Source organism: Colwellia piezophila ATCC BAA-637 (assembly GCF_000378625.1).
GTDB lineage: Bacteria > Pseudomonadota > Gammaproteobacteria > Enterobacterales > Alteromonadaceae > Colwellia > Colwellia piezophila.
Genome location: NZ_KB905170.1, coordinates 1 through 24,836 on the forward strand (window position 1 = coordinate 1; position 24,836 = coordinate 24,836).

Here is a 24,836-nt window from a genome sequence, read left to right on the forward strand (position 1 = left end):
CCTAACGCCCTAATAATGGGCAAAAAATTGTTGGCTAAAATGTTGAGGAACGAAAACAGCCAACTGTTTTTTGTCCTTATTTATTAGCTTGTTATATGGCTTAACTGCCATCTGCTAAATGTACAACTGTATAACCCATTACTTTGGATTGAAACCATTTAGTAGAGTCGTTATAACACTTTTTAAACTGAGGCGTTTTATAATTACCTAACCCGTATTGATTACCACAGTTTTCTAAACTATATGAATTGATTATCCTAGCGAGTTCCAAGTTAGCTTTTCTTTTACTATTTTTAGCTTCCTTGGTGTGAACAAAATATCCAGTTGTTGCTGAGGCGATTACAGCAACTACAATAATAATACTGAAAAACTTCAGATTGCTCATACTGATCCTTATGCCATATAACGCCCACTTAAGGGGCAAAATAGAGTTGGCTAAAATAGGTGAACGGAGTGAACAAAACAGCCAACTGTATTTTGTCCCTCTTTAAGTTCTTGTTATGTTTTAAATACTTACCAAGCCTAAATCTCTTTGTGCATCAGATTTTACCGAAAGTAAATCAGAGTAAATACCACCACAACCAGAAGAAGACCAAAAACCTTCGCCTATACAATCGTATTCGCTTAGATCCCAAGAATAAATTACATATGTGTAAGTCAAATCTAGTTTTTCGCCAAATACAGCTACATGAAGTTTTGAGTCACTTACATATCGGCCTAACTCTTTAAACTTTTCAAATCTTTCATCGAAATTAAAAGACGTTGGATTAACACTCATATTCGCCTTAAAACATAACGCCCCGTTAAGGGGAAATTTATTGTTGGCTAAAATGTTGAACGGAGTGAAAACAGCCAGCTGTAAATTTTCCCTCTTGAACGGCTTGTTATAAGTACTATTCAAATTTCTCGCCGCAATTACGACAGAAGCCTTTGAAGTAAGAATTATAAGAACCTTTCGGTGTTTTAAAAATATAACTCTTACATTTAGGACATTTCAACAGCCATTTAGAAAAAACTAAATTTAGATAAAATAATCCGATAAAAGTACCAATCGAAACTAATGTATGTGAGTTTCCAAAAGTTTGTGCCCAAATTATAAAGCTCATAAACAAGATGATATAACTTGCGTACAACGTTTTCCGCATACTCCAATCCTTAAGTACTTATAACGCCCATTTAACGGGCAAAAAATTGTTGGCTAAAATAGCGACGAAGGAGCAAAAGCCAACTGTTTTTTGTCCTTGTTTAAATGCTTGTTATGCGTAATCACCATAAAATTTAATGATTTTGGCTCTTATAAATAATATGGTAATGCCAATCAATAAAAAGACACCTACTAGACGGTAATCAAAACCTTTTTTGATTACCGACACTCTTGGTATAAAAGGTAATACATAGGCAGTTATTACTTCGTTATAACGTTTTAACGTATTAATAGGTAACTTATTATTAAATGGTAAATAGAATCCCATAAATGACGAAGTATATTTTTCATTATTGAATTTATAACTATAACTAACGGATTGCCATTCTGTAATTGAACCACCTTTATAAGCTCTAGCTATATATTCAACATTAGTATACCCATACTGCACAGTTTTACTGGTTGAGTAGTCATTTAAAAGTGCTTTTGTAGGTGACCAAAAAAAAGTACTCATACCAAGAATAAACAAAAGCAATCCAATAGCTAATGAAAGAATCCCCACGATTTTCATTTTGATTAGTTTAATTTGAGCTCCAATTTACGCATAACGCCTCACTAAGAGGCTAATAATAGTTGTTTAAAATAAGCGACGAAGGAGCAAAAACCAACTGTTATTTGTCCTTTTGAGTGACTTGTTATATTTTAATTTTCCAGTCTATATACAACATTTATACTTTTAGATATTTCTATAAATTGTGGTATGAATAAAGTAGATGGCGGTACACGACGCCTTTGTTCAGCTACGAATCTAATGCGTCCAGAATTAAGCCCGAATGTAGCAAAGAATGATGAAAAAGAGCCGGTATCATTAAATGCAAACACTGAATCAATTTTTACATCAAGACCTAAAGCCATTTGCTGGGCTTTTTCCTTGGCATTTTGACCCGCTTTCTTTATCAGTTGCGCTTCAATACTTTGTCTCTTGGTTGTATCAAATTCAGAGTTTATATTTTCTACATTATTTGTGTTTAATAATAATTTTGTAATTTCGGAATACACTGATAAATTATTCAAGTGAACATTGAAAGACTGGGATACCTCATAACCCAATATAGATAGTTCGTTATATCTATCATCACGATCTCTTGTAGTTCTTTTATTAACTTCAAAAGAACTAATATCTTCTGGTATTACTCCAAGAATTTTTAATTCCTCTACAAGTCTTCCAACTGTCTGTTGGTGAAGTTGATTCGCTTTATTTGATTCTTTATCAAATGTAAGGATAGAAAACTCTATATTTACGATATTGGGTTTTACCTTACTTGTGCTTTCACCCGTTACAGTTACAAAAGGAAAATCAGGAATAGTAGCCGCTGTACCGTAGCAAGAAATACAAAAGAAAATAATTAATCCAAAAAATTTCACCAGACTCTCCATAAAATATAACGCCGTTTTAAGCGGCAAATTGCAGTTGGCTAAAATAAGTGAGGCACGAACAAAAAGCCAACTGTAATTTGTCCGACTTGAAAACCCTTGTTATGTTTTGGTTAGCACTCATCTGCCTTATGATTTAGTCCCTGCGTAAGGCTTTCTCTCGTTTTAGAACTGATTGAGTCACTTTTTAAAAGAAGCTCAATATCTGTTTTGAACATTTCCAAATATAAGTCTAGCGTTTCAACATCTTCGTTAGAAATATTAGGTAATGAGCATTCGATGTTTTTTAGGTAGCGGTAGTAGTACCCTTTATTTAACTGGTTACGTGCCTGCTCGGTTGAAAAAGATTTATATATCATCTCTTTCTTTGTCTGTTCGTTATTTAGAGTGAAGTAAAATAATACCGATAAAATTAGTAGTGGAAAAAAAGCTGCGGTGTATTTTTTAACTTTACTATTTAAATTGAGCACATAATCTCCGAAAAACATAACGCCCAAATAACAGGCTAAGTAATTGTTGGCTAAAATGTGAAACGAAGTGGAACGCAGCCAACTGTTACGTGTCCTTGTTAATTTACTTGTTATATGACGTTAACTCTTCCATATCGGAGTTATTTCTAACTGAGAAAGAACCTCATCAATAAACTCACGGCTATAAGAATCAACATAAAAGCACATTATTTTATCGCACAATACGTATGTAAAATCATCTTTTCCATTTTCTTTGGTATGAGTAAAAAAATGCTTATAGCTACCGATGGTTTCAAACTTATGGTCTATAAGTTCTATCTCCCAGACATTTTCACTTTTTGCTTTTTTAAGAAAACTATTCGCGGAAAACTCTCCATCTTTTACAGAAGAAAATGTTAGGTGATGTTGAGTATCCTTGCATTTGATAGTTATCAGAGCATGATTTTCTACTTGTAAGGAACAGCTTTCAGGAAGACTTAAGTTCTGGGAAAACACATTAAGGTCAACACCAGCAAAACAGCTTGTGCTTAAAAATACCAAGCATAGGAGGATTCTCATAACTTTCCTTAGTCATATAACGCCTAATTAACAGGCAAAAAGTAGTTGGCTAAAATAAGTGAACGGAGTGAACAAAAAGCCAACTGTTTTTTGTCCTTGTTTAATTTCTTGTTATACCTACTCTACCACTGTAATTGTTTTTGATAATTTTAAAGTTTTACCTGATTGATAATCTTTAACTGAAACCTCAAAGGTATAGTTACCTAGTTGTTCATGTGGTTCAACAACTAAACGGACATAATCGCGTCCTAAACCAATAGAGCCGTCTAAAGGTGATTGTCGGTTAAACCATAATTCGCTTTCTGGAATGTCAGCATAGTCTTCGCCGTCTGGCTGAATAATTCTATGCTTTTGAGATAACTGACACTTATTTTCTATTTTTTGGCAGCCTTTAAATACAACTAATGCCGTGATTATTTTGCCTTTATGAAATATTTCTGCCGTTGGAAAGAGAACACCTTTTGACTCAGTATTCCAATTTTTAAGGGCTTCTTCTTCTTTATGAGTTATAACAAGCTCAGCACCAAACTTACCATCAGTTTTCCTGAATTTTGTTTCCGGATAAGGTTTACCATCAGGTCCAATAAATGATGCATTAGTCATACAAGGAACTAATAATAAGATCATCCATAATCGATTAAACATGCTCAACTCCAAAGTAGGTATAACGCCCAAATAACAGGCTAAGTAATGGTTGGCTAAAATTGTGTAGCGAAGCGAAACGTAGCCAACTGTTACGTGTCCTTGTTGATTTTCTTGTTATATTTCGTTTGTTAATCTAAATATGGTTTTAATTTTTTGTTGGAGAAGGCGATCCCTGCCAGCGTAAAGAAGCCAATAAATATAAGGGCTACAATACAACCAATTACTTTAAAAAATGTAGCATATGAATTTCCTGATTTAGCTACAGTTTTGATTCTCATTGATTCGAAGTCTTTTGAAACCCTATAGGCTAAATTGTCACCAGATACCTTTATAGATTCAAACATCGGAGATGAAGTTTGACAATAAACGTATAATTTTTCATTTGATAATAACTTAAAATTTTCAAGGGTTAATACGCTACTATTCTTAATTGATTCTGGCTTCACATAGTTAAATGGTAATGTTTCACATGCTCTAATTTCTGTTCCACCGAAGTTTACAGTGAGTAGCATATTATTAGAGGGATTTTCAGATTCGTTTGAAATTTCAGTATAAAATATTGAATCTATATTTGTATTAATTCTTGGGACGTAAGTATTTGAAATTAATATCTTAGCAAGCTTTTTATTCTCAACTACTTGTTTTCTTAACTCAACACGCTGCTTTTCGGCTTCGTGTATTTTAGTCTGTAGAGTTCTTTCATTATTGTAATACATGACTCCAGCAGTGATCGCTGAAGCAACAATAGCCCCTATACATGTGAAAATTGCAGCTTTAGTGTCCATGAACCCTCGAGAAATATAACGCCGTTTTAAGCGGCAATAAAATAGTTGGTTAAAATAGCGACGAAGGAGCAAAAACCAACTGTTTTTTGTCCGACTTGAAAACCCTTGTTAGGGTACTACACGTCATAATTTTCACACCAATTACAATTAATATTTGGCATGAGGTTTTTCAAAGAATCAAAACTTGATTTAGGCGCAAATCTAGCCGAACGCAAATACGAGAGCTTAGGATTAGTTGATAAACAATCCAGATTTTTATCAGTTAATTGAACCGACGATAAATATAGAGCTTCTAGATTAAGTAGACCTGATATAGCTTGTAAACTATCAAGTTTCTGTTTGGTATACATACCACCTTCGATACCTAAAACAATTAACTGATGTGCACCAGATATAAAATCTATTGAGCCAAGGTGTTTGGCACTTTCAAGGAAAAGTTTTTCTAGAGAGTTAATTTTGATAAGTGCGCTATAGTCGGTAGCTTTTCTAATGCCTTGAATTTTTAGATAACGTAATTTGGGCAATTCAGAAAGCTTTGCTAGCCTTTCCGCTGTTACTGTTTCCAGCTCTAAGTATTCTAGATTTTGTAACTCAGATATTTCATTAAGAAACCCTTGATTTACTTGTTTAGCTGAAAGCTTAGTTATACCTTTAAAATTACTAATTCCTTTGTAATTATTCTTTTCACGGTAAAAAGAAACCGTAGTGGATGCCTCTTCGATATGTTCTACAGAGGTGACGCAATCAGGCCAGTCAGTCCATTCTCTAAAAGCTTCGTCTATGCTCATGATTGAATTAGTACCCTAACGCCCCATTAAGAGGCAAATAATAGTTGGCTAAAATAGGCGACGAAGGAGCAAATAGCCAACTGTTATTTGTCCTGCTTGAATGGCTTGTTATATGCAAAATTTCGTACACTGTCTAGCTTATTTAAATCATATTCATTATTGCTACGAACTTTAAATGAGCCTTGGCAATTAGATACAAATCTAAAACCATCTGAGTCCTTTGGAATGAACACAACGTATTCAAGACCTATTTCCAAGTCTAAACCACAGCTCCCTAACAAGATAAAAGTATGAACTTTTGTGACTGAATCCTGATTTACTTTAAACGATTCAATTATCGAAAATGTTGCTTCGTATGCAGTTAAATCGTCTTTTATAAATTTCTTATATTCAACTGCTTTGACTTCGATGAGTGATACTTGTGATGACTCATTAAAGTTATCTTCCATCGCTCTGTGCTTACATTTACAAGCATAAGAATTAAATGCAACTAAGCAAAAGCTAATTAGAATTATTCTCCACATCATAAATTTACGCCAAACCTTTTTGCATATAACGCCACAATAAGCGGCTAAGTAATGGTTGGCTAAAATGTGTAGCGCAGCGAAACGCAGCCAACTGTTGCGTGTCCGTTTGATTGCCTTGTTAGTTGCTTTTTTATTAAAAGCACAACATAAGCAATAAGTTACCATGTTTGTGAGTGATGCGGAAGAGTCAAAATACACCCAGTACCGCTGCATAAAAAAGGTTGGAATTTGAGCCACTCAATATCACTTATTGAAGCGAACACGCCAAACCTACAATTGACAAATGAGGTGAGTTTCGCTGGTTATCGCTAAACAGACAATGGCGAAAACTCACCGACATACATGCCAAGCCAATTTATAAAACACTGCTTTTACAATAACAATTTAACTTGAACTAGCGGTGCCAACTAACGCCTCACTAAGAGGCTAAAAATTGTTGGCTAAAATAGTGAGCGAAGCGAACCTAGCCAACTGTTTTTAGTCCTTTTGAGTGACTTGTTAGCTTGCTTAGCCACACTTACTATTTATTGGGAATAGTAAAGCCCCATTTAAAGAAACGCCCATTTTTGGTGATTTTGAAATATTTATGTCTTCCATATTATCGCTATAAATTGAATGTTGATAAACCTTATCACCATCATTTAAGTGTAATTTAAGAGAGAAATGAAACTCGTAAAACCAGCCCATTGATAGAGATTTAGTCAGAGTAATTCTAAATATATCTGCTGAATAATTAACACTTCCATTTAAAATATCTAGATAATTATCTTTTTTATCAAACTTCAACGATTTTTCGATGATTCTCACTTTGTTGTTATTGAAAGTATCAATTACATCATCAATCGTAAATGGAATATTTCCACCACCAAGATCCCATGAATTTTGGGGCTTACTCGTGTTGATATCAAAAGCCGTATTTTCAGGAGTAATAGAAGTAAATATTGCGCACGAACTTGCATTACTACTAAAGCAGGAAATTCCGACAGCTAAAATTAGAATAATTATGTGCATATGATTCCCTGCAAGCTAACGCCGTTTTAAGCGGCGAGTAATAGCTTGCTAAAATGTGAAACGAAGTGGAACCGAGCAAGCTGTTACGAGTCCGACTTGAAAACCCTTGTTAGGTGGTAGAACCCTTTTCAATTTCTTCTTTGTCTTGCTCTGAAATATTTACCCAATCAACTTCTGAACCCAAGCATATTGAGTAATATACATTATCAGAGTTACAAGTATTTAATATATGGAAAAACCATTCAGGATATGACCATTTCACACGGCTAGTTGACTTGAAAGCACCGCGTTTATTATCCCACGAGACACCTACACCTTCTCGATATATATGCTGATACCCAGAGCGTCCACCACTCTCTAATACAAGAATCAGCTCTCCACTTTCAAGAACTTCGACTCTATTTATTATCTCATCATGCTCGGCCATCATGCCACCTAACGCCCCATTAAGAGGCTTTTAATTGTTGGCTAAAATGTGAAGCGAAGCGGAACCTAGCCAACTGTTAAAAGTCCTGCTTGAATGGCTTGTTAGGCATAAATTAGCTGTACTTATCCAGTTTAGGATCACTTGGATTATGACAGATTACTTTTACATTCCACCAAGTTCCTCTTAGCCACCTTTTAGATTGTTCATTATCTTCGTAAGATTTTTCTTCGACGAAATCTAGGCTTTCACAACCAGTATGATATTTACTTTTTAGCAATAAGTTGGCTGTTTTCATTCTTAGTTCTGGTGTATTAGTTTGGTAGGTGTGTAGATCTCCTGATCCAGCACTTTTCTCCCAAACGAGAACATCATAAAAATATGAATTATCAGAATGCTTTCCTTTCTGATAATACTCCAAACCACCTTCTACAACATAAGTTGAAACCATAGTTTCATGAGAATATATCGCACAACCAGATATAATGCTGACAAAACCTAATACACTTAAAACTTTCACCGGATACTCCTTTATGCCTAACGCCCCAATAAGAGGCTTTTAATAGTTAGCTAAAATGAGAAGCGAAGCGGAACTAGCTAACTGTTAAAAGTCCTGCTTGATTGCCTTGTTAGTTGCTTGATGTTAAAAGCACAACAGAAGCAATAAGTTACCATGTTTATTTGATAAGCGAAAGATACAATAAACGCATCCGCACTACACACTAAAACATGAATTTTGAGCCTTAAAAACTAAAGCTATTTAAATCATTTAACACTGAAAGGCGAAAACTGGGTTGGGCAAAGATGAAGTGAATATTTGAAGGCACTTCCATTGCCAAACCAAAGATTGAACCAAACACAAAAATTAAGATAAGCACTGAACTAGCAAATAAATTAAGCTCAATTAGTGCGTGCAACTAACGCCCTCGTTAATGGGCAAAATTTAGTTGGCTATAATTGTTGAGGAACGAAACACAGCCAACTGTATTTTGTCCTGATTTAACAGCTTGTTATGTGGCTATTACTCTAACCTATTTCTATCACCTTTGGATTCTTATCAGTAGAATACTCATGATAAATATCATCTAGGTAAGTTGCTAGTTCTCTAGGTTCCATATCCGATGGAATAACAACATCGTAAACCCGCGATCGTAGACCTGTATCTGATTCATTAAACAGTAGCCACTCATTCTCTTTTTTGAGGATTGACATCGGCTTCCCAAAAACATTGAATTTGATAATCACAACTGAAACCTCCTAGACACATAACGCCTAATTAACAGGCAAAAAATTGTTGGCTAAAATAAGTGAACGGAGTGAACAAAAAGCCAACTGTTTTTTGTCCTTGTTTAATTTCTTGTTAGGTGAAATTACTGATTATTTCTTGTGCTCTACTTTTTGAAAACACACCATTGATTTCAGGATCTGTAAACTCGGCTACTACATCTTCTATACACTCATCGGAGAATGAAATAGATTCACACAATTGTGCCGCATCTGCAATATAGCTTAATTCAGAGTTAGATAACTTATCTTCAATAAACAAAGTGCACAATTTGGTTATTTCGTAATTGCCTATTTGAAGCTTACGATCTTCAATTACTATGATATCTATTGAGCTACCAACTACTTTTGTTAGAGCTTCATAATCTTCGTGGTATTTACTAAATTCAGAGAGGAAGTCTTTAGGCGATAACTCTTCCTTAAGTAAATTTGATAGCGAGCTTAGCTTCATGCACTTTTCACCTAACAGCTTATTGTCAGGCAAAACACCGTGTTTAAACAGCCTGTTTTGCCTTATTTTATGATTTTATTAATTTTACACTATATGTAATTAGTCTATTAATCAATAAATTAAAAAACATCTATAAAACAGAAAGGTTATATTTTGCCTTCTTTGATGAAATTGTGTTCACATACGCCTATACTGTACGTATATACAGCTTTAATTTAAAGGGATTTAAAATGAAATCAGAATTCCTAATATATGTTCATGAACAGATGTGGATCAGACATTATGCTAAACGAACAATAGAGTCTTACCTCTATTGGATCAAAGCTTTTATAAATTTCGCTGGTAAAAAGCATCCTATTAAATCGCATAATCACGAAGTTGAGTGTTTCCTCACCTATTTAGCGACTCAACTTAACCTAGCACCAAAAACTCAAGCCCTCGCTTTAAATGCTTTAGTGTTTCTTTATCGAGAAATATTAAAAAAACCATTAACCTTATCTTTAAACTTTCAAAAAAGTCATATACAACCCAAATTACCGGTTGTTTTAACCATTGATGAAACATCTCGTTTATTAGATAAGATTTCAGCAGGCTATTCCCTGCCCTGTAAGCTTATGTACGGTAGTGGCTTACGTTTAATGGAAACTGTTCGTTTAAGGGTACAAGATATAGATTTTGATTACCTTTCAGTTATGATTTGGCATAGTAAAGGAGGAAAACATCGTCGTGTTACGTTAGCAAAAGAATTAATAGAACCACTGAAACAACAAATAATGTCAGTAAAGCTTTATTACCAGCAAGATTTAAGAAATGCATACTATCAAGGTGTATGGTTACCCAATGCTTTACATCGAAAATATCCATCCGCCCCTAAAGATTTTGGTTGGCACTACTTATTTGGGTCTAATAGATTGTCTGAAGACCCTAAAAGTAATAAATTAAGAAGGCATCATATTGACGAATCATGCTTACGAAAATTCATTAAAAAAGCAGCTACAGATGCAAGTATTGATAAAAATGTTACCTGCCACACATTACGGCATTCATTTGCAACCCATTTATTGCAACGTGGTGCTGATATTAGAACAGTACAAGAGCAACTAGGCCATAGTGATATTCGCACAACACAAATATATACTCATGTTATTCAAGCGGGTGCCAATGGTGTGCGTAGCCCTTTATCAGATTTATAACCACTGTTAATAAATCCAAGGGCTGAGCAATCGTGCAACGTAAAGAATTTTTATTAAGTGTGTGGTGTTGTTGTACTCAGGAAAAAATTTCAGAGCAGCTTAGAATCGACGTGTTTTAACCAACACAAGTGAGAAATCACTGAGGGAATAGGAATTAGTCCTAAAAAAACAAAAGCTTTTATAGCCGCTTCATTAAGGTTGTGATCTTGTTGTGCATAGGAAAAACAAATCAGGGCAAGGCGCTCGATTGAGTAATAGCTGGCGATTGGGATTGGGATTGGGATTGAGAGTAACGCTGACATGTCGTATTTTAACCAGCACAAATGAGCAGTAATTAAATGAAATTGGTATTATACCTATATCCGCCTATCCTGATGTCCCTTGCCATGTTGAAGGTAAATCAAAAAAAGCGACCCAGATAACTGAATCGCTTTTATATTTTATCTAAGTGACTTAACTTAAGGTCGTTTAACCTATGTTAGTTACACCAGCCATATACGGTTGTAATACCGTTGGAATGTTAATACTGCCATCGGCTTGCTGGTAGTTTTCTAAAATGGCAACTAAGGTACGCCCTACTGCCAAGCCTGAGCCGTTAAGTGTGTGCAACAATTCAGGTTTATTGGTCTCACTATTTCTAAAGCGTGCTTGCATACGGCGAGCTTGGAAAGCGCCCATATTTGAACACGATGAAATTTCGCGGTAAGTATCTTGTGCCGGTAACCAAACTTCTAAATCAAAAGTTTTCATGGCACTAAAACCAACATCACCACTACATAATTGTACCGTGCGATATGGTAGTTCCAGTTTCTCTAGAATAATTTCAGCATGACGGGTTAATTCATCAAGTGCTGTCATTGAGTTTTCAGGTTTAACGATTTGCACCATTTCAACTTTATCAAATTGATGTTGACGAATAAGACCACGAATATCTCGACCACCAGAGCCTGCTTCGCTTCTAAAACACGGCGTGTGCGCAGTCATTTTAATCGGTAATTCAGCTTCATCAACAATTTCGTCACGCACTAAGTTAGTCAGTGGCACTTCCGATGTTGGAATTAATGAAAGCTTTTTGTTTGATAAGTCCGTGTGGAATAAGTCTTCACCAAACTTAGGCAATTGGCCGGTACCAAATAATGACGTGGGATTAACTAAATACGGCACGTACATTTCTAGGTAACCATGCTCTTCTGTATGGGTATCAAGCATGAACTGGCCAATAGCGCGGTGTAACTTAGCAATTTTGCCACGCATAACTACAAATCGTGTTCCCGCAAGTTTAGCGCCGCTTTCAAAATCTAAGCCTTTATCAACTGCAAAGCCTAAATCTACGTGATCTTTAACGTCAAAATCAAACTCACGTGGTGTACCCCAACGCTTTATCTCAACATTGTCATCTTCGTCTTTACCGTCTGGCACAGAGTCATCAAGTAGATTTGGCAGAGCGCTAGCAATGGCCTCAATTTTAGCTAAAACTTCATCTTGCTCAGCTTTCGCGGCATCAAGGGAGTCGCCAAGTTGGCTTACATGAGCAAGTAAAGGTGCAATGTCTTCACCACGTGCTTTCGCTTGGCCAATAGACTTTGAACGAGAGTTACGTTCACTTTGAAACTCTTGGGTTTTTACTTGGATAGCTTTACGTTGCTCTTCTAGGGCTCTTAACGTAGCGGTATCTAATACGTAGCCTCGTTTGGCAAGTTGTTGGGCGATATTATCTAAATCAGTTCTAAGCAGTTTGGCATCAAGCATAATTATTCACATTCTTGTTTATAAAGTTATTAAAATCGTATTTTTTGTTCAATATAAAGTTCGTTTATTCTGTAAAAATTTGGTTTGTTCTACGCGTTAAAAAATCAATTAACGGTTATTTTGCTAAAGCGGTAACCATATACATGCCAAGTGCTGCTGCGCCAATACACAGTGAAACATTCAGTAAAATATTTATCGCCGCTTTTAGCACTTCGCCTTGTTGTAATAATAACAAGGAGTCTAACGAAAATGTAGAAAAGGTGGTAAATGCACCTAAAAACCCTATTCCTATTAAGGTTCTATGAACACTAATGTCGAGAATTTCATGTTCGATAAGCTGATATAGCAAACCCATAATAAATGAGCCGCTGATATTAACCATCAATGTCGCAAAAGGGAAACCTTTTCCAAGCCAATTGAGAACTAATTGCGAAATATAAAAACGTAAACTCGCACCACAGGCGCCACCAAGGGCGACAAAGGCGTATAACGTAAAGTTACTTATAGCGTTGCTCATGGCTATTCCTATTAAGCTGGTTTAAATAATCGAGTTTTTCTTTGAGTTTTTTCTCTAGGCCACGGTCAGTGGGTTGATACAAGCAAGTGTGTGAGCTATCGGCATTGGCTAGCGCTTCTGGAAAGTAATTTTCACCGGCGGCAAAGGCATTTATTTCATCATGAGCATAGCGATATTCACTACCATGACCTAATTCTTTGGTAATGCTACTGGTGGCATTTTTTAAGTGCAAAGGTACATCTAAGTCACAGGTTTGCTGCGCTAAGACTTTCGCTTTATTAAAGGCTTGATAAACAGCATTACTCTTAGGGGCTAACGCCATATAAACCGTAGCTTGAGCAATAGCGCGTTCACCTTCACTTGGCCCCACACGGTGAAAGGTATCCCAGGCATTTATTGCCAGTTGCATAGCCCGAGGATCAGCATTGCCAATATCTTCACTGGCAATGGCAAGTAAACGTCTGGCTACATAAAGTGCATCGCCACCTGCGGTTAGAATTCGTGCATACCAATAAAGTGCAGCATCAGGGCTAGAGCCACGAACTGATTTATGAAAAGCGCTAATTAAGTCATAGAAGGCATCGCCACCTTTATCATAAAGAGCAATTTTGCTACCTGCTACTTGGGCGATTAATTCAACGGTAATTGTTTTAACATTGCCTTGAGGAACATCATTACCCTGCTCTTTTGCATCTGCCGATAGATTTGCAGTGACGGGTACTGCCATAACACTATCAAGACAGTTTTCTAGTAAGTTAAGTAAACGCCTCGCATCACCATCACTGCGGTTAAGCAAACTTTGCTTGGCATCATCACTCAGTGCAATCACCAACGATTGCGCTGTTTCAGCCTCACTTTCACAAAGTGTGATTGCCCGTTGTAATACTTGGGCTAAATCATCACGGGTTAATTTTTTTAAGGTATACAAGCGTGCGCGTGATAATAACGCTTGGTTTAACTCAAAGGCGGGGTTTTCCGTGGTCGCGCCAATAAAGATGATGGTACCGTCTTCAATATGCGGTAAAAAGGCATCTTGTTGTGCTTTATTAAAACGATGTACTTCGTCAACAAAAAGTACGGTTCGGCGCTTATTCGCGCCCTCACCTTGGGCACGTAATTTAGCTTTATCAATAGCAATGCGAATTTCTTTTATGCCTGAGGTAACCGCCGATACGCGCTCTATTTCGGCGTTAGCATGCTGAGCAATAATTTCAGCCAGGGTCGTTTTACCACTGCCTGGCGGGCCCCAAAAAATAAGTGAATGGCAATGACCTTGTTCAATCGATTGGGCTAACGGTGAGTTTCCTCCAAGAATGTGCTGTTGGCCAACATAATCAGCTAAGGTTTTCGGGCGCATTTTTGCTGCAAGTGGCATAAAGCTACTCGCTTTCTTCTCCGTTGGAGAAGTGTTATCGCCAGACCCTAAATCACTTTCTGCAGGGGGAAAATCAAACAATGAATTCTGCTGTCCTTCACTACTACTTTGATGACCTAACCCCGAAGGTGATTTGCCTGTCGGCAACTTTCCTGTAGGTAACGTTCCTGTAGGCAAATTATCGCTGGTCTTCAAGTCTCACGCCTTGCGGTAAGATAAATTTAAATAACGATGCGTCAGGGCGAACGGTACTATTAAAGTGACTCAAACTTATTTGGCTCACTTGACCGGTTGCATCTTGAAATGAAAATTCAGTTAGCTGGGGTTTTTGATTATTTTTAGCATCCGCGTTTGGCTCATGGCTGCGAGTAAAGCTCATGATTAACTGTTTAATCTGACTGTTTTTATCTTTGGGCGTCACGATGAAACGTGCGACTTCACTAGCAACATCTTCCTGAACAACATCATATTGCTGCCAAAGTGAAGGTTCATCACTGGTTAGCAATAAAATGGGGGTGTTATGGATAGACTTAGCAAGGCTATAAGCACTGGCTTGTTCAATGAACGGGTCATAAAACCATAAGGTACTACCATCACTAACGATCAAGGTTTCATCTGGCGTAATGGTTTGCCAATGGACCAAATTAGGCTTAGTAATGGCCATTTTCCCCGAGCCTTCTTGCAACAGCTCGCCTTCTTCGTTCAATATTTTTTGGGTGAAATCTGCACTAAAAAAAGCTAGTTGTCTGAGTTTAGCCATAAGTAGTTTTTTGGCTTCACTTGATTGCCTTGCTGTACCTTTGAGAGTTGTCGGAGCAGCATAGGTAGCTTGGGGTGCAAAGTCCGTCGATTGAGCAAGACCCATAACAGGTACTAAGGCCGTGGTAAATGCGCTAGTAAACAAGATAGTGCGAAAAAAGGGCTGACTGGTAAAATTGATTTGCATAGCAATACTTCTAATAAAGTTAACGGTGTTAAGGGTTAGCCGACACCGTAATAAATAAGTCGTGGTAAATTATAATAAAAAGTTACACCACGCTGAATAAGGTCAGGTATTAATTAAAAATCACCAACCGGTGGCGGCGCTAATACTTCACGGGCACCGTTATTGCCTGGTGTAGAGACAACACCTTGCATTTCCATTTGTTCAACGATACGTGCAGAGCGGTTGTAACCGATTCTAAATTGTCTTTGCACACTCGAAATTGACACACGGCGTTTTGCTGTAACGAAATTAACGGCTTCGTCGTAAAGTGCATCAACATCTTCTGCTTCGCTGCCCTCTGCCTGCTCACCGGGTAATAAAATATCTTGCTCGTTTTCACCGGATAAAATTTCTTCAACGTAATTAGGCTCACCACGAGATTTCCAGTCTTTTACTACGGCATGCACTTCGTGATCATCAACAAACGCGCCATGAACACGGGTTGGTACCGCAGTGCCCGGTGGTAAATAAAGCATATCGCCCATACCCAGTAATTGCTCTGCCCCTTGTTGATCTAAAATGGTACGAGAGTTCAACCCTGACGAAACCTGAAACGCCATACGCGTTGGGATATTGGCTTTAATTAATCCGGTAATAACATCTACCGACGGACGTTGTGTTGCGAGTATTAAGTGAATGCCTGCAGCACGCGCTTTTTGCGCAATACGGGCAATAAGCTCTTCCACTTTTTTCCCGACAATCATCATCATATCGGCAAATTCATCAACGATAACCACAATACTAGGCAGTTTTTCTAACAGCGGTGGCGTTTGGTCCATGCCATCATTTGGCTGCCATGTAGGGTCAATTAATGGCTCGCCAGCAGCAATCGCTTCAAGTACTTTTTTGTTGTAACCTTTTAGGTTACGTACACCTACCGCAGACATCACTTTATAGCGCCGTTCCATTTCACCAACACACCAACGCAAGGCATTTGCGGCGTCTTTCATATCAGTAACTACTTCAGCCAGTAAATGTGGAATACCTTCATAAACCGAAAGTTCAAGCATTTTAGGGTCAATCATGATCATACGCACATCTTCAGGCGTTGATTTGTACAGTAAGCTGACAATCATGGCATTCACGCCAACAGATTTACCTGAGCCGGTAGTACCCGCAACCAGTAAATGTGGCATTTTACCTAAATCGACCACTACTGGGTCACCCGCAATATCTGTACCTAACACCATAGCAAGTGGTGATGATGACTCTTCAAAAGCCGCACAGCCAATAACTTCACTTAAATAGACAATTTCACGGTGTTTATTGGGTAGTTCTAAACCAATAACTGATTTGCCCGGAATCACTTCAACAACACGGACACTAATAGCAGATAAAGCACGGGCTAAATCTTTCGACAAACTGGTTATTTTATTTACTTTAACGCCGGGTGCTAAATCTAGTTCAAAGCGTGTAATGACAGGCCCAGGGTAAACAGCCACAACTTGTGCTACAACGCCAAAATCGAGTAATTTCGCTTCAACAAGGCGGCTAACTTGGTCTAATTCATCTTGGTTAATCGGATTTTTGGCTTTATCAGGTCTATCGAGCAAATCGATAGACGGCATTCCTTGAGAAGGTTTTTCTTCAACAGGCACAAGATTTACTTGGCCATTCTCATCCGTGATATTTTGCGCAATTGGCGCTAATTTAGCGGGTATTGGACAGTGATTATCATCAGCAACGTCAGGTTTTTCTACGGTAGCAAACGCGGCGGTAATTTCTTTCTCACTCACATAGTCTTGAATATTGCCTATAACAGGCTCTGCCATCAGATCTGCAATATCAATAAAAGGTTCGCTTTTTGGGCTAACTGCTTGCGTAGTTAGATCCTGCTCTACTGTCACACTAAAAGGTTCCGGTAATTCAATGGGGTCTGTTTGTGCATGTATACCTAAAGGCATATCTTCTATAGACGTTAGTTCTGCCTGTTTTGCTTTTAAAGGCTCTGGCACTGACGTCAATTGCGCTACTTCCGCCGTTTCTTTTACCTTAACTTTCTTTTTAAAGAAGCTACTTTTAACCAATCGACTCTTGGAGGTAGCTAGCTTTTCATCTTCATCTTCAGCCAATGACTCACTGGTACCGAAGTGCGTTTGAATCAATTTAGGTATTTGTACTAGCCAAATTGTAGTCATTATGGCGTATTGACCGACCCTGTCGATAAATTTCAGCCAAGAGAAACCGGTTAAAAGCACAAAACCTGCGCAGGTAAATAATAAAAATAATAAGGTAGAGCCGACAAATGAAAAATACGGCAATAAGGTCTTACTAAGCACATCGCCTAAGATACCGCCGGCAGAAAAGTAGAAAAGATCATCAAAGTTCATGCTTGCCAATGAGGTTACCCCAAGGTAAAACATGAAAAAACCAATCAGTTTCAAACCGAGTGTTAAATAATCTAGTTTCATCAGTTCATGGAAGCGTTGAAACAAGAGCCAACCCACGATAGCGATAATAAAAGGTAAGGTATAAGCGATAAAACCGAATAGGGTTAAAAACAAATCCGAAAGGTAAGCACCAACCGTACCGCCTAAATTGCGTATTTCAGTTTGATATCCCGTTTGAGCCCAACCGGGATCAGCGGGATCAAAACTAAATAACGCCAACATCATAAACATGGCAAAGACTGTGAAAAACAACAAGCCAGTCTCGAGCAAACGCTGAACGCCGGTAAGCTGATTGTTTTTCAATGAATCCAAAGAGACATCGGAATTTTCTATAAGATCAGAAGACAATTATGAGTACCATCGAAAATAAATAGGAAAAAATTACATGTATAGCAGCTAAAGTATCAAATTAGCGCTTAGTTGGCAGTAATAAATTAGTATTAGTGCACTATATTTCAAGTGACTCGGAAAAAATATTGTTACCTAGTGGAGATTTACTTCGCTATTGCTCACTTGCGTTGGCATTCGTTCTTGATATTGATTAATGATATAAGCCATCGTCGTTATACTTAATTGATGATATTAACGTTGGATTGGCAAGTTATTGGTCGATTTAATTTCATCCATTACCACATAAGTTCTACTTTCACTTACCGCCGGCAATCTTAATAAGGTATCACCGAGTAGTTCCCGATAAGCCAACATATCTTTTACTCGCGTTTTCAGTAAAAAATCAAAATCACCTGAAACCAAGTGGCATTCTTGTATCACATCCAAGTCATCTACCGCTTTAGCAAAATCATCAAAAACATCGGGACTGGTCTTAGTTAACGTAATTTCAACAAACACTAATAAGGCTGCATCAAGTTTCATGGGGTTTAAAATCGCTTTATAACCACTAATGTATTGCTCTTTTTCTAAGCGCTTAACTCTTTCTAAACAGGGTGTTGGGCTTAAGCCTACCCGTTTAGATAGTTCTACATTGGATAAACGTCCATTTTTTTGTAGTTCAAATAGAATGTTTTTATCAATGCGATCAATGCCTTTATTCAGACTCATTTATATAACTCTGCAAATATGCCAATTGGCAACATTATATATCGTCATCCTACAAAAAACGACAGGTTATTCTAATAAGTTACTACTATACTAGTCGCAAATATTAGAAGCATTTATAAAATGCATTCCTACAAGCTTCGCTTAAGAGAGAAAAATATGATTATTGGTGTACCTAAAGAGATTAAAAATCACGAGTACCGTATCGGCTTAACACCTGCAGGTGTTAAAGAGTTAATCGTCAATGGTCACGAAGTGATTGTTGAAAATAATGGCGGTGCATCAATCGGTTTTGATAACACACAATATATTACTGCGGGCGCAAAAATCATTGATAGTGCCGCAGAGATATTTGCCACGGCTGACATGATCATCAAGGTAAAAGAGCCTCAACCGGTTGAATGTAGCATGCTTCGTCCAGGTCAAATCTTATTTACTTACTTACATTTAGCACCTGATCCTAAGCAAACTGAATTATTAGTCGCTTCTGGCGCAACCTGTATTGCTTATGAAACGGTGACTGCGGCTGCGGGTGGTTTACCCTTATTAGCGCCTATGTCTGAAGTTGCTGGTCGTATGTCAATCCAAGCCGGTGCACATGCACTTGAAAAAGCACAAGGCGGTTTAGGTGCTTTATTAGGCGGTGTTCCGGGTGTTGCTCCAGCTAAAGTTTTAATTATTGGTGGTGGTGTTGTTGGTACTCAAGCTGCACGTATGGCAGTAGGTATGGGCGCTGACGTTACTATCTTAGACCGTTCTTTACCGCGTTTACGTCAATTAGACACTGAATTTGATGGTCGTTTGAAAACTGTTTATTCAACTGCTGATGCCATGGACCACTTAATTGTTGAAGCTGACTTAGTGATTGGCGCGGTATTAATTCCAGGTGCCGCTGCACCTAAATTAGTCACCAAAGCACACATAAAGTCGATGAAGAAAGGTGCGGTTGTTGTTGATGTTGCGATTGACCAAGGTGGCTGTTTTGAAACTTCAAAAGCAACCACTCATCAAGAGCCAACTTATGTTGTTGATGATGTTGTCCATTACTGTGTTGCAAACATGCCAGGTGGCGTAGCACGTACTTCAACGATGGCGTTAACGAATGCAACTATGCCATTTGCGGTAACTATCGCTAACAAAGGTGCTAAGCAAGCTTTATTAGATGATGAGCATTTAATGGCTGGTTTAAACGTAGCGGCAGGTAAAATTACTTACAAGCCAGTTGCTGACGTTTTAGGTTATGAGTATGTTGAGCCAAGTGTTGCTTTAAACTTATAAGTTTAATCGAAAGAATTAAATAATTCGGTAAAGATGGCAGCAATGTCGTGTTTACCGTAAATAGCGCACTTTTGCTTACAATTAAGCAAAAGTGCGTTTTTTTTTATTTAACTATTTATATAACTTATAGCGCACTAGCTATTTACCCCCTTGCTTTATTCCCTTACCATCCCAATTAATTAAACTATTATCCCTGTTGCTGCATTCTATTAGCCAGCAACGTGGCAAATTATCATTTTGGAGAATCCATGAGCGACGTAAGACACTGTCCCCTTCTAATTTTAGGCTCAGGCCCTGCGGGTTATACTGCCGCAGTTTATGCAGCCCGCGCTAACTTAAAGCCGGTAATGATCACAGGCATGCAACAAGGTGGTCAATTAACCACTACCACTGAGGTAGAAAACTGGCCCGGTGATGCTGATGATTTAACCGGTCCAGCATTAATGGAACGTATGCAAAAACATGCTGAGAAATTTGATACTGAAATTATTTTTGATCATATCGAATCAGTAGATTTTTCTTCTAAGCCTTATAAATTAACTGGCAGCAATGAATATACTTGTGACGCGTTAATTATTTGTACGGGTGCTTCAGCACAATACCTTGGTTTACCTTCTGAAGAAGCCTTTATGGGCCGTGGTGTTTCCGCCTGTGCTACCTGTGATGGTTTCTTTTATAAAAACCAAAAAGTTGCGGTTGTTGGTGGTGGTAATACCGCCGTTGAAGAAGCACTTTATTTATCAAACATTGCCAGTGAAGTTCATTTAATTCACCGCCGTGATACTTTCCGTAGTGAAAAAATCTTAACTGACCGTTTACATGCCAAAGTAGCTAACGGTAATATCTTTTTACACACCTTCCGTACTTTGGACGAAGTACTGGGTGATAACATGGGTGTTACGGGTTTACGTTTAAAAGAAACGCAGTCTGATAAAACCGAAGAGCTTGATGTCGCTGGTGTGTTTATTGCCATTGGCCACAAACCGAACACAGATATATTTAAAGATCAGCTTGATATGAAAAACGGTTATTTAACCATTGAAAGTGGCACACAAGGTAACGCAACACAAACCAGCGTTGAAGGTGTTTTTGCTGCGGGTGATGTAGCTGATCATATTTATCGTCAAGCAATCACGTCTGCTGGTGCCGGTTGTATGGCCGCATTAGATGCTGAGCGCTACCTTGATGCGAAAAGCTAGACGACAAAAGCTAACGGTACAATAACAAGAGTCATTATGATCTTGGTTGCACAACAATAAACCACTTAGGCTATAACCGTTTAAGTGGTTTATTTAATTCTGCTTTAGAAACTTATCAATCAATACATTTGGAAGGTAATATGAGCGAAATGTTATATCAACTTGATGATGATAGTGTAGCTTTCCCCCCCACTGATTGCGCATTAACCGAACCAAATGGTTTACTGGCACTGGGTGGTGACTTATCGACTGCTCGGCTACTTAATGCCTATAGCCAAGGTATTTTCCCCTGGTATAGCGAAGACGACCCATTAATGTGGTGGTCACCTAACCCAAGAGCCGTTATAGACATTAGCGAATTACGGGTCAACCGCACGTTGGTTAAAGCCATTCGTAAAGCGCCCTTTACCATCACGCTAAATCAAGCCTTTACTCAGGTTATCCAGCTTTGTGCCGATGCGCCCTTTCGCTTTGATGAAACCTGGATACTTGATGATATGCAAACCGCTTACATCAACTTACACCAACAAGGCCATGCTCATTCAATTGAAGTATGGCAACACAATGATAATACAAAAGTGCTTGTTGGCGGCTTGTATGGTGTTGCTATTCATGGATTTTTTTCCGGTGAGTCAATGTTCTATAAACAAAGTAATGCCTCAAAATTTGCGCTTGTCGCCCTTGGGCAGTTATTGCAAAGCGCAGACATCGATTTTATTGATTGTCAGCTATTAAATCCCTTCCTTGAAGAGATGGGCGCCAAAGAAATCAGCCGTGAAAATTTTCTTAAAAAACAACAAACCGCGATAACTCAGTCATTGCCTGAAAATTTTTGGCGACCACGGACATTAACCCTGCTTTAACGAAAGCTAAAACATTAACTTTAAGATATTATTAAGGTTATCTAATTATAAGTTTGTTGAACTTAGTTATACCCAAGTAACTTGAAGGTGCTTGTTTCAGGATGTCTGAACTAATCATGATCAAGACGTCTACTTTTATTAATGGTTATTCCCTTAAAAAAGGAGACAACGAAGTGCATGGTTGGCTCAGGAATCCCCGCAGGGCAGGTTTAAAAACGATTTATACAGCGTTATTGATTTCGACAATGGAACGACCATTCTCTTCAATCAAAGCCTTGCCTAAATACGTTTTTAATTCCAGCTGAATCCGGCATCTTCATGTTGCTTGGGTATATAATTAACCTTGAGAGAGAGCAAAAATTGGTAAATTATTAATGAATGAAATTTCTTATAAACTCGGGGTTACTAAAATATTTCCCTGTAATTATTTACCCGACAAAGAAGAGCGCTTGCTGATTGCGGTTGATGATCGCCTCGCCAATAGTGAAAGTTACGGCTGGCTGATGACACAAGGCTTTCGCCGTAGCGGAGAGCAAAGTTACCGGCCACACTGCCCAAATTGTAATGCCTGTCAGTCTATTAGGGTATTAACGGCTAACTTTATTCCATCGAAAAGCCAAAAAAGATCACTGAAACGTAATAGTCATTTTATTATTAAACAATCCTCACAGTTAAAAGAAAGTTATTATCCGCTGTTTGAAAACTATATTAATACCTTACATCAAGACGGCAGTATGTATCCCGCCTCTTTTGAGCAATTTGAAAGTTTTTTAAGCTGCAACCTCACCAAGCAGCTGTTTATAGAAACGTGGGCACCGGCGAATGAGGAGGGTGAAGAAGAAATCTTGGTCTGCGTTGCGGTAACCGACGTATTGAGTGATGCTTTATCCGCCGTTTATACTTTTTATCATCCACAATATAAAGCCCATGGTTTAGGTATTTTCTCGATTCTCACTCAGCTTAACTTTTGCCAACAAATGTCATTACCTTATTTATATTTGGGTTATCAGATAGATGATTGTCAAAAGATGAATTATAAAGACCGATACTTTCCCTTTGAGCGCTTTATTGACGGTGAATGGCAATTAAAACTTAAACATGACGTTAATAAGCACAATATTACTAAATAATTGCCGGCAAGCCTTTACATTAGCCAAGCAATTAGGCATCATTCGCGCAGCTTTTTTATCTGCCAGAAGTAATAACCACTATGGATATATTTCTTGGCTAATTTGCACAACATTAGAGGTTTAGCGCCCCATGGCGAAAGAAGAAAACATTGAAATGCAAGGTACGGTTATTGATACTTTACCTAACACTATGTTCCGAGTTGAACTTGAGAATGGTCACGTCGTAACGGCACATATTTCTGGAAAAATGCGTAAGAACTACATACGCATTTTAACGGGTGATAAAGTAACGGTTGAGCTAACGCCTTACGACTTATCAAAAGGTCGCATTACTTTCCGCGCTAGATAAGCCAACAGATTACTTAGGTTGACCTACCCATTAAGTTTAATGACTTGAATTGGGTAAGTGTTTAAACCGAACTAATTAAAAAAACCAGCAGTCCTTTGGGATTACTGGTTTTTTATTGTCTGAAATTTGAAGAGAATTTAGCCTGCGGATAAGTTATGCCTCGGGCATATCCATATGAAAAGCATTAAGTTTGTTACCGTCAAGATCACGAAAATAAGCCGCATAAAAGCCACTCATTTCACCGCGTAGTCCTGGCTCGCCTTCACAGGTTGCGCCTAAACTCAGCGCCTTGTGATAAAAAGCATCCACTTTTTCATTGCTATCAACCATGATGGCTATCATGGTGCCATTACCAACAGTCGCTGGCTTAGTGTCAAAAGGTTTAGTGATGGCGAATCCTGCCTGTTCCATACCTGTAGACCAGGCAACAAATTGCTCAGTTTCTAAAAAGCGCCCTGCTCCGATACTGCCGAACAGCTCATCATAAAAGCTTACCGCTTTGGTAAAGTCATTTGTGCCTAAGGTAATATAACCAATCATATTTCGTCCTTAAATTGAAACATTGAGCCATTGCACCTGCTCAGTGTTACGACAAATATACCCGTCGTATATTTGTTACTAATATGAAGCTAGCAGACTTTTTTCAAATTGGGCAGCATTAATTGTTAAACCACTTGTTGCGATCATGTCATTCACTTGCTGCAAGTGTTTTTCAATACTCGATAAGGTAATGGTATTATCATCCAATTGGTACACTTGCAGTTGGCTTTGATAATAAAAAGACAAGATAATTAAGGCATTTTCTTCACCCTCTTTCGCGCTAAGTTTAATTTTTTTAAGCTTACGGTAAACTAAGTTTTGTAGCTGTTTAACCCGCCAAACGTAAAAAACTTCGCTCATAAATTTACTATTTTTAATACTGTGTAAAATAGCCCCATTAGCCAGTAACGCTAGAATAACGCCAAGTAGGTTGTATCTAAAGTTTGTATCTGGCTCAGCGACCACGCCATCAGTAACGACGTCAGTTACCGCTTGTACTAGTTCAGTGACCTCACTGACATTAGAAAACACACTAATAAGCAGGCTGCCAAATAATAGTGACATCACTAATAATGAGCTAATAAAGCCGACAATAATTATGTTTAAATGTTTTCTATAACGGGCTTTGTCTATATCAATCAATTGCATTAGGGTATAAATCCTTGGGTATTCTGGTAAGTAAAAGTGAAAG

29 protein-coding genes are annotated in these 24,836 nt (G+C 38.0%); 6 read left to right on the forward strand and 23 right to left on the reverse strand.

The annotated features are described in order from the left end of the window. Positions 1–100: 100 nt before the first annotated feature. The 15 genes from F580_RS0117110 to F580_RS0117185 all read right to left on the reverse strand — a co-directional run bounded on the left by F580_RS0117110 (position 101) and on the right by F580_RS0117185 (position 9,521). Positions 101–385 (reverse strand): hypothetical protein, encoded by a 285-nt coding sequence (locus F580_RS0117110; RefSeq protein WP_019028973.1) that lies wholly within the window; start codon positions 383–385, stop codon positions 101–103. A 120-nt stretch (positions 386–505) separates the two neighbouring features. Continuing rightward, a complete protein-coding gene (locus tag F580_RS0117115; protein WP_019028974.1) occupies positions 506–778 on the reverse strand; it encodes a hypothetical protein in 273 nt (90 codons plus the stop codon). Between the two features lie 478 nt (positions 779–1,256). After that, positions 1,257–1,715: a hypothetical protein gene (locus tag F580_RS0117120; protein WP_019028975.1), complete on the reverse strand. Its 459-nt coding sequence runs from the start codon at positions 1,713–1,715 to the stop codon at positions 1,257–1,259. A gap of 131 nt (positions 1,716–1,846) precedes the next feature. Continuing rightward, positions 1,847–2,569 carry an SIMPL domain-containing protein gene (locus F580_RS0117125; protein WP_019028976.1) on the reverse strand — a complete coding sequence of 241 codons (723 nt, stop codon included), beginning with the start codon at positions 2,567–2,569 and terminating at the stop codon, positions 1,847–1,849. A 122-nt stretch (positions 2,570–2,691) separates the two neighbouring features. Further along, positions 2,692–3,048, reverse strand: a complete 357-nt coding sequence (locus tag F580_RS0117130) for a hypothetical protein (RefSeq protein WP_157443158.1) — start codon at positions 3,046–3,048, stop codon at positions 2,692–2,694. A 120-nt stretch (positions 3,049–3,168) separates the two neighbouring features. Next, positions 3,169–3,606, reverse strand: a complete 438-nt coding sequence (locus tag F580_RS0117135) for a hypothetical protein (RefSeq protein ID WP_019028978.1) — start codon at positions 3,604–3,606, stop codon at positions 3,169–3,171. A gap of 117 nt (positions 3,607–3,723) precedes the next feature. After that, positions 3,724–4,251, reverse strand: coding sequence for a hypothetical protein (locus tag F580_RS0117140; protein ID WP_019028979.1), 528 nt, complete (start codon positions 4,249–4,251; stop codon positions 3,724–3,726). 128 nt (positions 4,252–4,379) lie between these two features. Continuing rightward, positions 4,380–5,036: a hypothetical protein gene (locus tag F580_RS0117145; protein ID WP_019028980.1), complete on the reverse strand. Its 657-nt coding sequence runs from the start codon at positions 5,034–5,036 to the stop codon at positions 4,380–4,382. A 116-nt stretch (positions 5,037–5,152) separates the two neighbouring features. Then, a complete protein-coding gene (locus tag F580_RS0117150; protein ID WP_019028981.1) occupies positions 5,153–5,824 on the reverse strand; it encodes a leucine-rich repeat domain-containing protein in 672 nt (223 codons plus the stop codon). 83 nt (positions 5,825–5,907) lie between these two features. Further along, positions 5,908–6,588, reverse strand: a complete 681-nt coding sequence (locus F580_RS0117155; RefSeq protein ID WP_019028982.1) for a hypothetical protein — start codon at positions 6,586–6,588, stop codon at positions 5,908–5,910. Positions 6,589–6,858: 270 nt separating this feature from the next. Continuing rightward, positions 6,859–7,362, reverse strand: a complete 504-nt coding sequence (locus tag F580_RS0117160) for a hypothetical protein (RefSeq protein WP_019028983.1) — start codon at positions 7,360–7,362, stop codon at positions 6,859–6,861. Positions 7,363–7,471: 109 nt separating this feature from the next. Beyond that, complete coding sequence (locus tag F580_RS0117165; RefSeq protein ID WP_019028984.1) at positions 7,472–7,789, reverse strand: hypothetical protein; 318 nt, start codon at positions 7,787–7,789, stop codon at positions 7,472–7,474. Between the two features lie 112 nt (positions 7,790–7,901). Beyond that, positions 7,902–8,306: a hypothetical protein gene (locus F580_RS0117170; protein ID WP_019028985.1), complete on the reverse strand. Its 405-nt coding sequence runs from the start codon at positions 8,304–8,306 to the stop codon at positions 7,902–7,904. 506 nt (positions 8,307–8,812) lie between these two features. Next, entirely contained in the window at positions 8,813–9,031 is a 219-nt protein-coding gene (locus F580_RS0117180) for a DUF7661 family protein (RefSeq protein WP_019028987.1), read from the reverse strand. Positions 9,032–9,146: 115 nt separating this feature from the next. Continuing rightward, positions 9,147–9,521 (reverse strand): hypothetical protein, encoded by a 375-nt coding sequence (locus tag F580_RS0117185; RefSeq protein ID WP_019028988.1) that lies wholly within the window; start codon positions 9,519–9,521, stop codon positions 9,147–9,149. A 230-nt stretch (positions 9,522–9,751) separates the two neighbouring features. Between F580_RS0117185 and F580_RS0117190 the strand changes: the two genes are divergently transcribed. Beyond that, complete coding sequence (locus tag F580_RS0117190; RefSeq protein ID WP_019028989.1) at positions 9,752–10,714, forward strand: integron integrase; 963 nt, start codon at positions 9,752–9,754, stop codon at positions 10,712–10,714. 468 nt (positions 10,715–11,182) lie between these two features. Here the strand turns inward: F580_RS0117190 and serS are convergent, their stop codons facing one another. From serS to lrp, 6 genes are all read right to left on the reverse strand, one after another. Next, entirely contained in the window at positions 11,183–12,463 is a 1,281-nt protein-coding gene (gene serS / locus F580_RS0117195) for a serine--tRNA ligase (protein ID WP_019028990.1), read from the reverse strand. 115 nt (positions 12,464–12,578) lie between these two features. Next, entirely contained in the window at positions 12,579–12,980 is a 402-nt protein-coding gene (crcB, locus tag F580_RS0117200; RefSeq protein WP_019028991.1) for a fluoride efflux transporter CrcB, read from the reverse strand. Further along, positions 12,961–14,355 (reverse strand): replication-associated recombination protein A, encoded by a 1,395-nt coding sequence (locus F580_RS0117205; protein WP_040357632.1) that lies wholly within the window; start codon positions 14,353–14,355, stop codon positions 12,961–12,963. The genes crcB and F580_RS0117205 overlap by 20 nt, the downstream gene beginning before the upstream one ends. 178 nt (positions 14,356–14,533) lie before the next feature. Then, a complete protein-coding gene (gene lolA, locus F580_RS0117210; RefSeq protein ID WP_019028993.1) occupies positions 14,534–15,301 on the reverse strand; it encodes an outer membrane lipoprotein periplasmic chaperone LolA in 768 nt (255 codons plus the stop codon). Between the two features lie 113 nt (positions 15,302–15,414). Then, positions 15,415–18,078: a DNA translocase FtsK gene (locus F580_RS0117215; protein ID WP_157443160.1), complete on the reverse strand. Its 2,664-nt coding sequence runs from the start codon at positions 18,076–18,078 to the stop codon at positions 15,415–15,417. Between the two features lie 234 nt (positions 18,079–18,312). Beyond that, positions 18,313–18,789 (reverse strand): leucine-responsive transcriptional regulator Lrp, encoded by a 477-nt coding sequence (gene lrp / locus F580_RS0117220; protein WP_019028995.1) that lies wholly within the window; start codon positions 18,787–18,789, stop codon positions 18,313–18,315. A gap of 156 nt (positions 18,790–18,945) precedes the next feature. Between lrp and ald the strand changes: the two genes are divergently transcribed. The 5 genes from ald to infA all read left to right on the forward strand — a co-directional run bounded on the left by ald (position 18,946) and on the right by infA (position 23,605). Continuing rightward, positions 18,946–20,064, forward strand: coding sequence for an alanine dehydrogenase (gene ald / locus F580_RS0117225; RefSeq protein WP_019028996.1), 1,119 nt, complete (start codon positions 18,946–18,948; stop codon positions 20,062–20,064). A gap of 248 nt (positions 20,065–20,312) precedes the next feature. Then, on the forward strand, positions 20,313–21,263 hold the full coding sequence (gene trxB, locus F580_RS0117230) for a thioredoxin-disulfide reductase (protein WP_019028997.1): 951 nt from the start codon (positions 20,313–20,315) through the stop codon (positions 21,261–21,263). A 140-nt stretch (positions 21,264–21,403) separates the two neighbouring features. Then, on the forward strand, positions 21,404–22,126 hold the full coding sequence (gene aat, locus F580_RS0117235; RefSeq protein WP_019028998.1) for a leucyl/phenylalanyl-tRNA--protein transferase: 723 nt from the start codon (positions 21,404–21,406) through the stop codon (positions 22,124–22,126). Positions 22,127–22,500: 374 nt separating this feature from the next. Further along, positions 22,501–23,256 carry an arginyltransferase gene (locus F580_RS0117240; protein ID WP_019028999.1) on the forward strand — a complete coding sequence of 252 codons (756 nt, stop codon included), beginning with the start codon at positions 22,501–22,503 and terminating at the stop codon, positions 23,254–23,256. A gap of 130 nt (positions 23,257–23,386) precedes the next feature. Then, positions 23,387–23,605: a translation initiation factor IF-1 gene (gene infA / locus F580_RS0117245; RefSeq protein ID WP_019029000.1), complete on the forward strand. Its 219-nt coding sequence runs from the start codon at positions 23,387–23,389 to the stop codon at positions 23,603–23,605. Positions 23,606–23,758: 153 nt separating this feature from the next. Here the strand turns inward: infA and F580_RS0117250 are convergent, their stop codons facing one another. Further along, complete coding sequence (locus tag F580_RS0117250) at positions 23,759–24,145, reverse strand: VOC family protein (protein WP_019029001.1); 387 nt, start codon at positions 24,143–24,145, stop codon at positions 23,759–23,761. A gap of 78 nt (positions 24,146–24,223) precedes the next feature. Continuing rightward, complete coding sequence (locus tag F580_RS0117255; RefSeq protein ID WP_019029002.1) at positions 24,224–24,793, reverse strand: DUF3087 family protein; 570 nt, start codon at positions 24,791–24,793, stop codon at positions 24,224–24,226. Between the last annotated feature and the right edge of the window lie 43 nt (positions 24,794–24,836).

Bases quoted from the DNA above. Each gene is read 5' to 3' on its own strand.
- F580_RS0117145 (WP_019028980.1), bottom strand. From the start codon at position 5,036: ATGGACACTAAAGCTGCAATTTTCACATGTATAGGGGCTATTGTTGCT.
- lolA (WP_019028993.1), bottom strand. From the start codon at position 15,301: ATGCAAATCAATTTTACCAGTCAGCCCTTTTTTCGCACTATCTTGTTT.
- serS (WP_019028990.1), bottom strand. From the start codon at position 12,463: ATGCTTGATGCCAAACTGCTTAGAACTGATTTAGATAATATCGCCCAA.
- F580_RS0117160 (WP_019028983.1), bottom strand. From the start codon at position 7,362: ATGCACATAATTATTCTAATTTTAGCTGTCGGAATTTCCTGCTTTAGT.
- F580_RS0117240 (WP_019028999.1), top strand. From the start codon at position 22,501: ATGAATGAAATTTCTTATAAACTCGGGGTTACTAAAATATTTCCCTGT.
- aat (WP_019028998.1), top strand. From the start codon at position 21,404: ATGAGCGAAATGTTATATCAACTTGATGATGATAGTGTAGCTTTCCCC.
- ald (WP_019028996.1), top strand. From the start codon at position 18,946: ATGATTATTGGTGTACCTAAAGAGATTAAAAATCACGAGTACCGTATC.
- F580_RS0117190 (WP_019028989.1), top strand. From the start codon at position 9,752: ATGAAATCAGAATTCCTAATATATGTTCATGAACAGATGTGGATCAGA.
- F580_RS0117140 (WP_019028979.1), bottom strand. From the start codon at position 4,251: ATGTTTAATCGATTATGGATGATCTTATTATTAGTTCCTTGTATGACT.
- crcB (WP_019028991.1), bottom strand. From the start codon at position 12,980: ATGAGCAACGCTATAAGTAACTTTACGTTATACGCCTTTGTCGCCCTT.
- trxB (WP_019028997.1), top strand. From the start codon at position 20,313: ATGAGCGACGTAAGACACTGTCCCCTTCTAATTTTAGGCTCAGGCCCT.
- F580_RS0117205 (WP_040357632.1), bottom strand. From the start codon at position 14,355: ATGCCACTTGCAGCAAAAATGCGCCCGAAAACCTTAGCTGATTATGTT.
- F580_RS0117250 (WP_019029001.1), bottom strand. From the start codon at position 24,145: ATGATTGGTTATATTACCTTAGGCACAAATGACTTTACCAAAGCGGTA.
- F580_RS0117165 (WP_019028984.1), bottom strand. From the start codon at position 7,789: ATGGCCGAGCATGATGAGATAATAAATAGAGTCGAAGTTCTTGAAAGT.
- F580_RS0117120 (WP_019028975.1), bottom strand. From the start codon at position 1,715: ATGAAAATCGTGGGGATTCTTTCATTAGCTATTGGATTGCTTTTGTTT.
- F580_RS0117115 (WP_019028974.1), bottom strand. From the start codon at position 778: ATGAGTGTTAATCCAACGTCTTTTAATTTCGATGAAAGATTTGAAAAG.
- infA (WP_019029000.1), top strand. From the start codon at position 23,387: ATGGCGAAAGAAGAAAACATTGAAATGCAAGGTACGGTTATTGATACT.
- F580_RS0117185 (WP_019028988.1), bottom strand. From the start codon at position 9,521: ATGAAGCTAAGCTCGCTATCAAATTTACTTAAGGAAGAGTTATCGCCT.
- F580_RS0117110 (WP_019028973.1), bottom strand. From the start codon at position 385: ATGAGCAATCTGAAGTTTTTCAGTATTATTATTGTAGTTGCTGTAATC.
- F580_RS0117255 (WP_019029002.1), bottom strand. From the start codon at position 24,793: ATGCAATTGATTGATATAGACAAAGCCCGTTATAGAAAACATTTAAAC.
- F580_RS0117135 (WP_019028978.1), bottom strand. From the start codon at position 3,606: ATGAGAATCCTCCTATGCTTGGTATTTTTAAGCACAAGCTGTTTTGCT.
- lrp (WP_019028995.1), bottom strand. From the start codon at position 18,789: ATGAGTCTGAATAAAGGCATTGATCGCATTGATAAAAACATTCTATTT.
- F580_RS0117150 (WP_019028981.1), bottom strand. From the start codon at position 5,824: ATGAGCATAGACGAAGCTTTTAGAGAATGGACTGACTGGCCTGATTGC.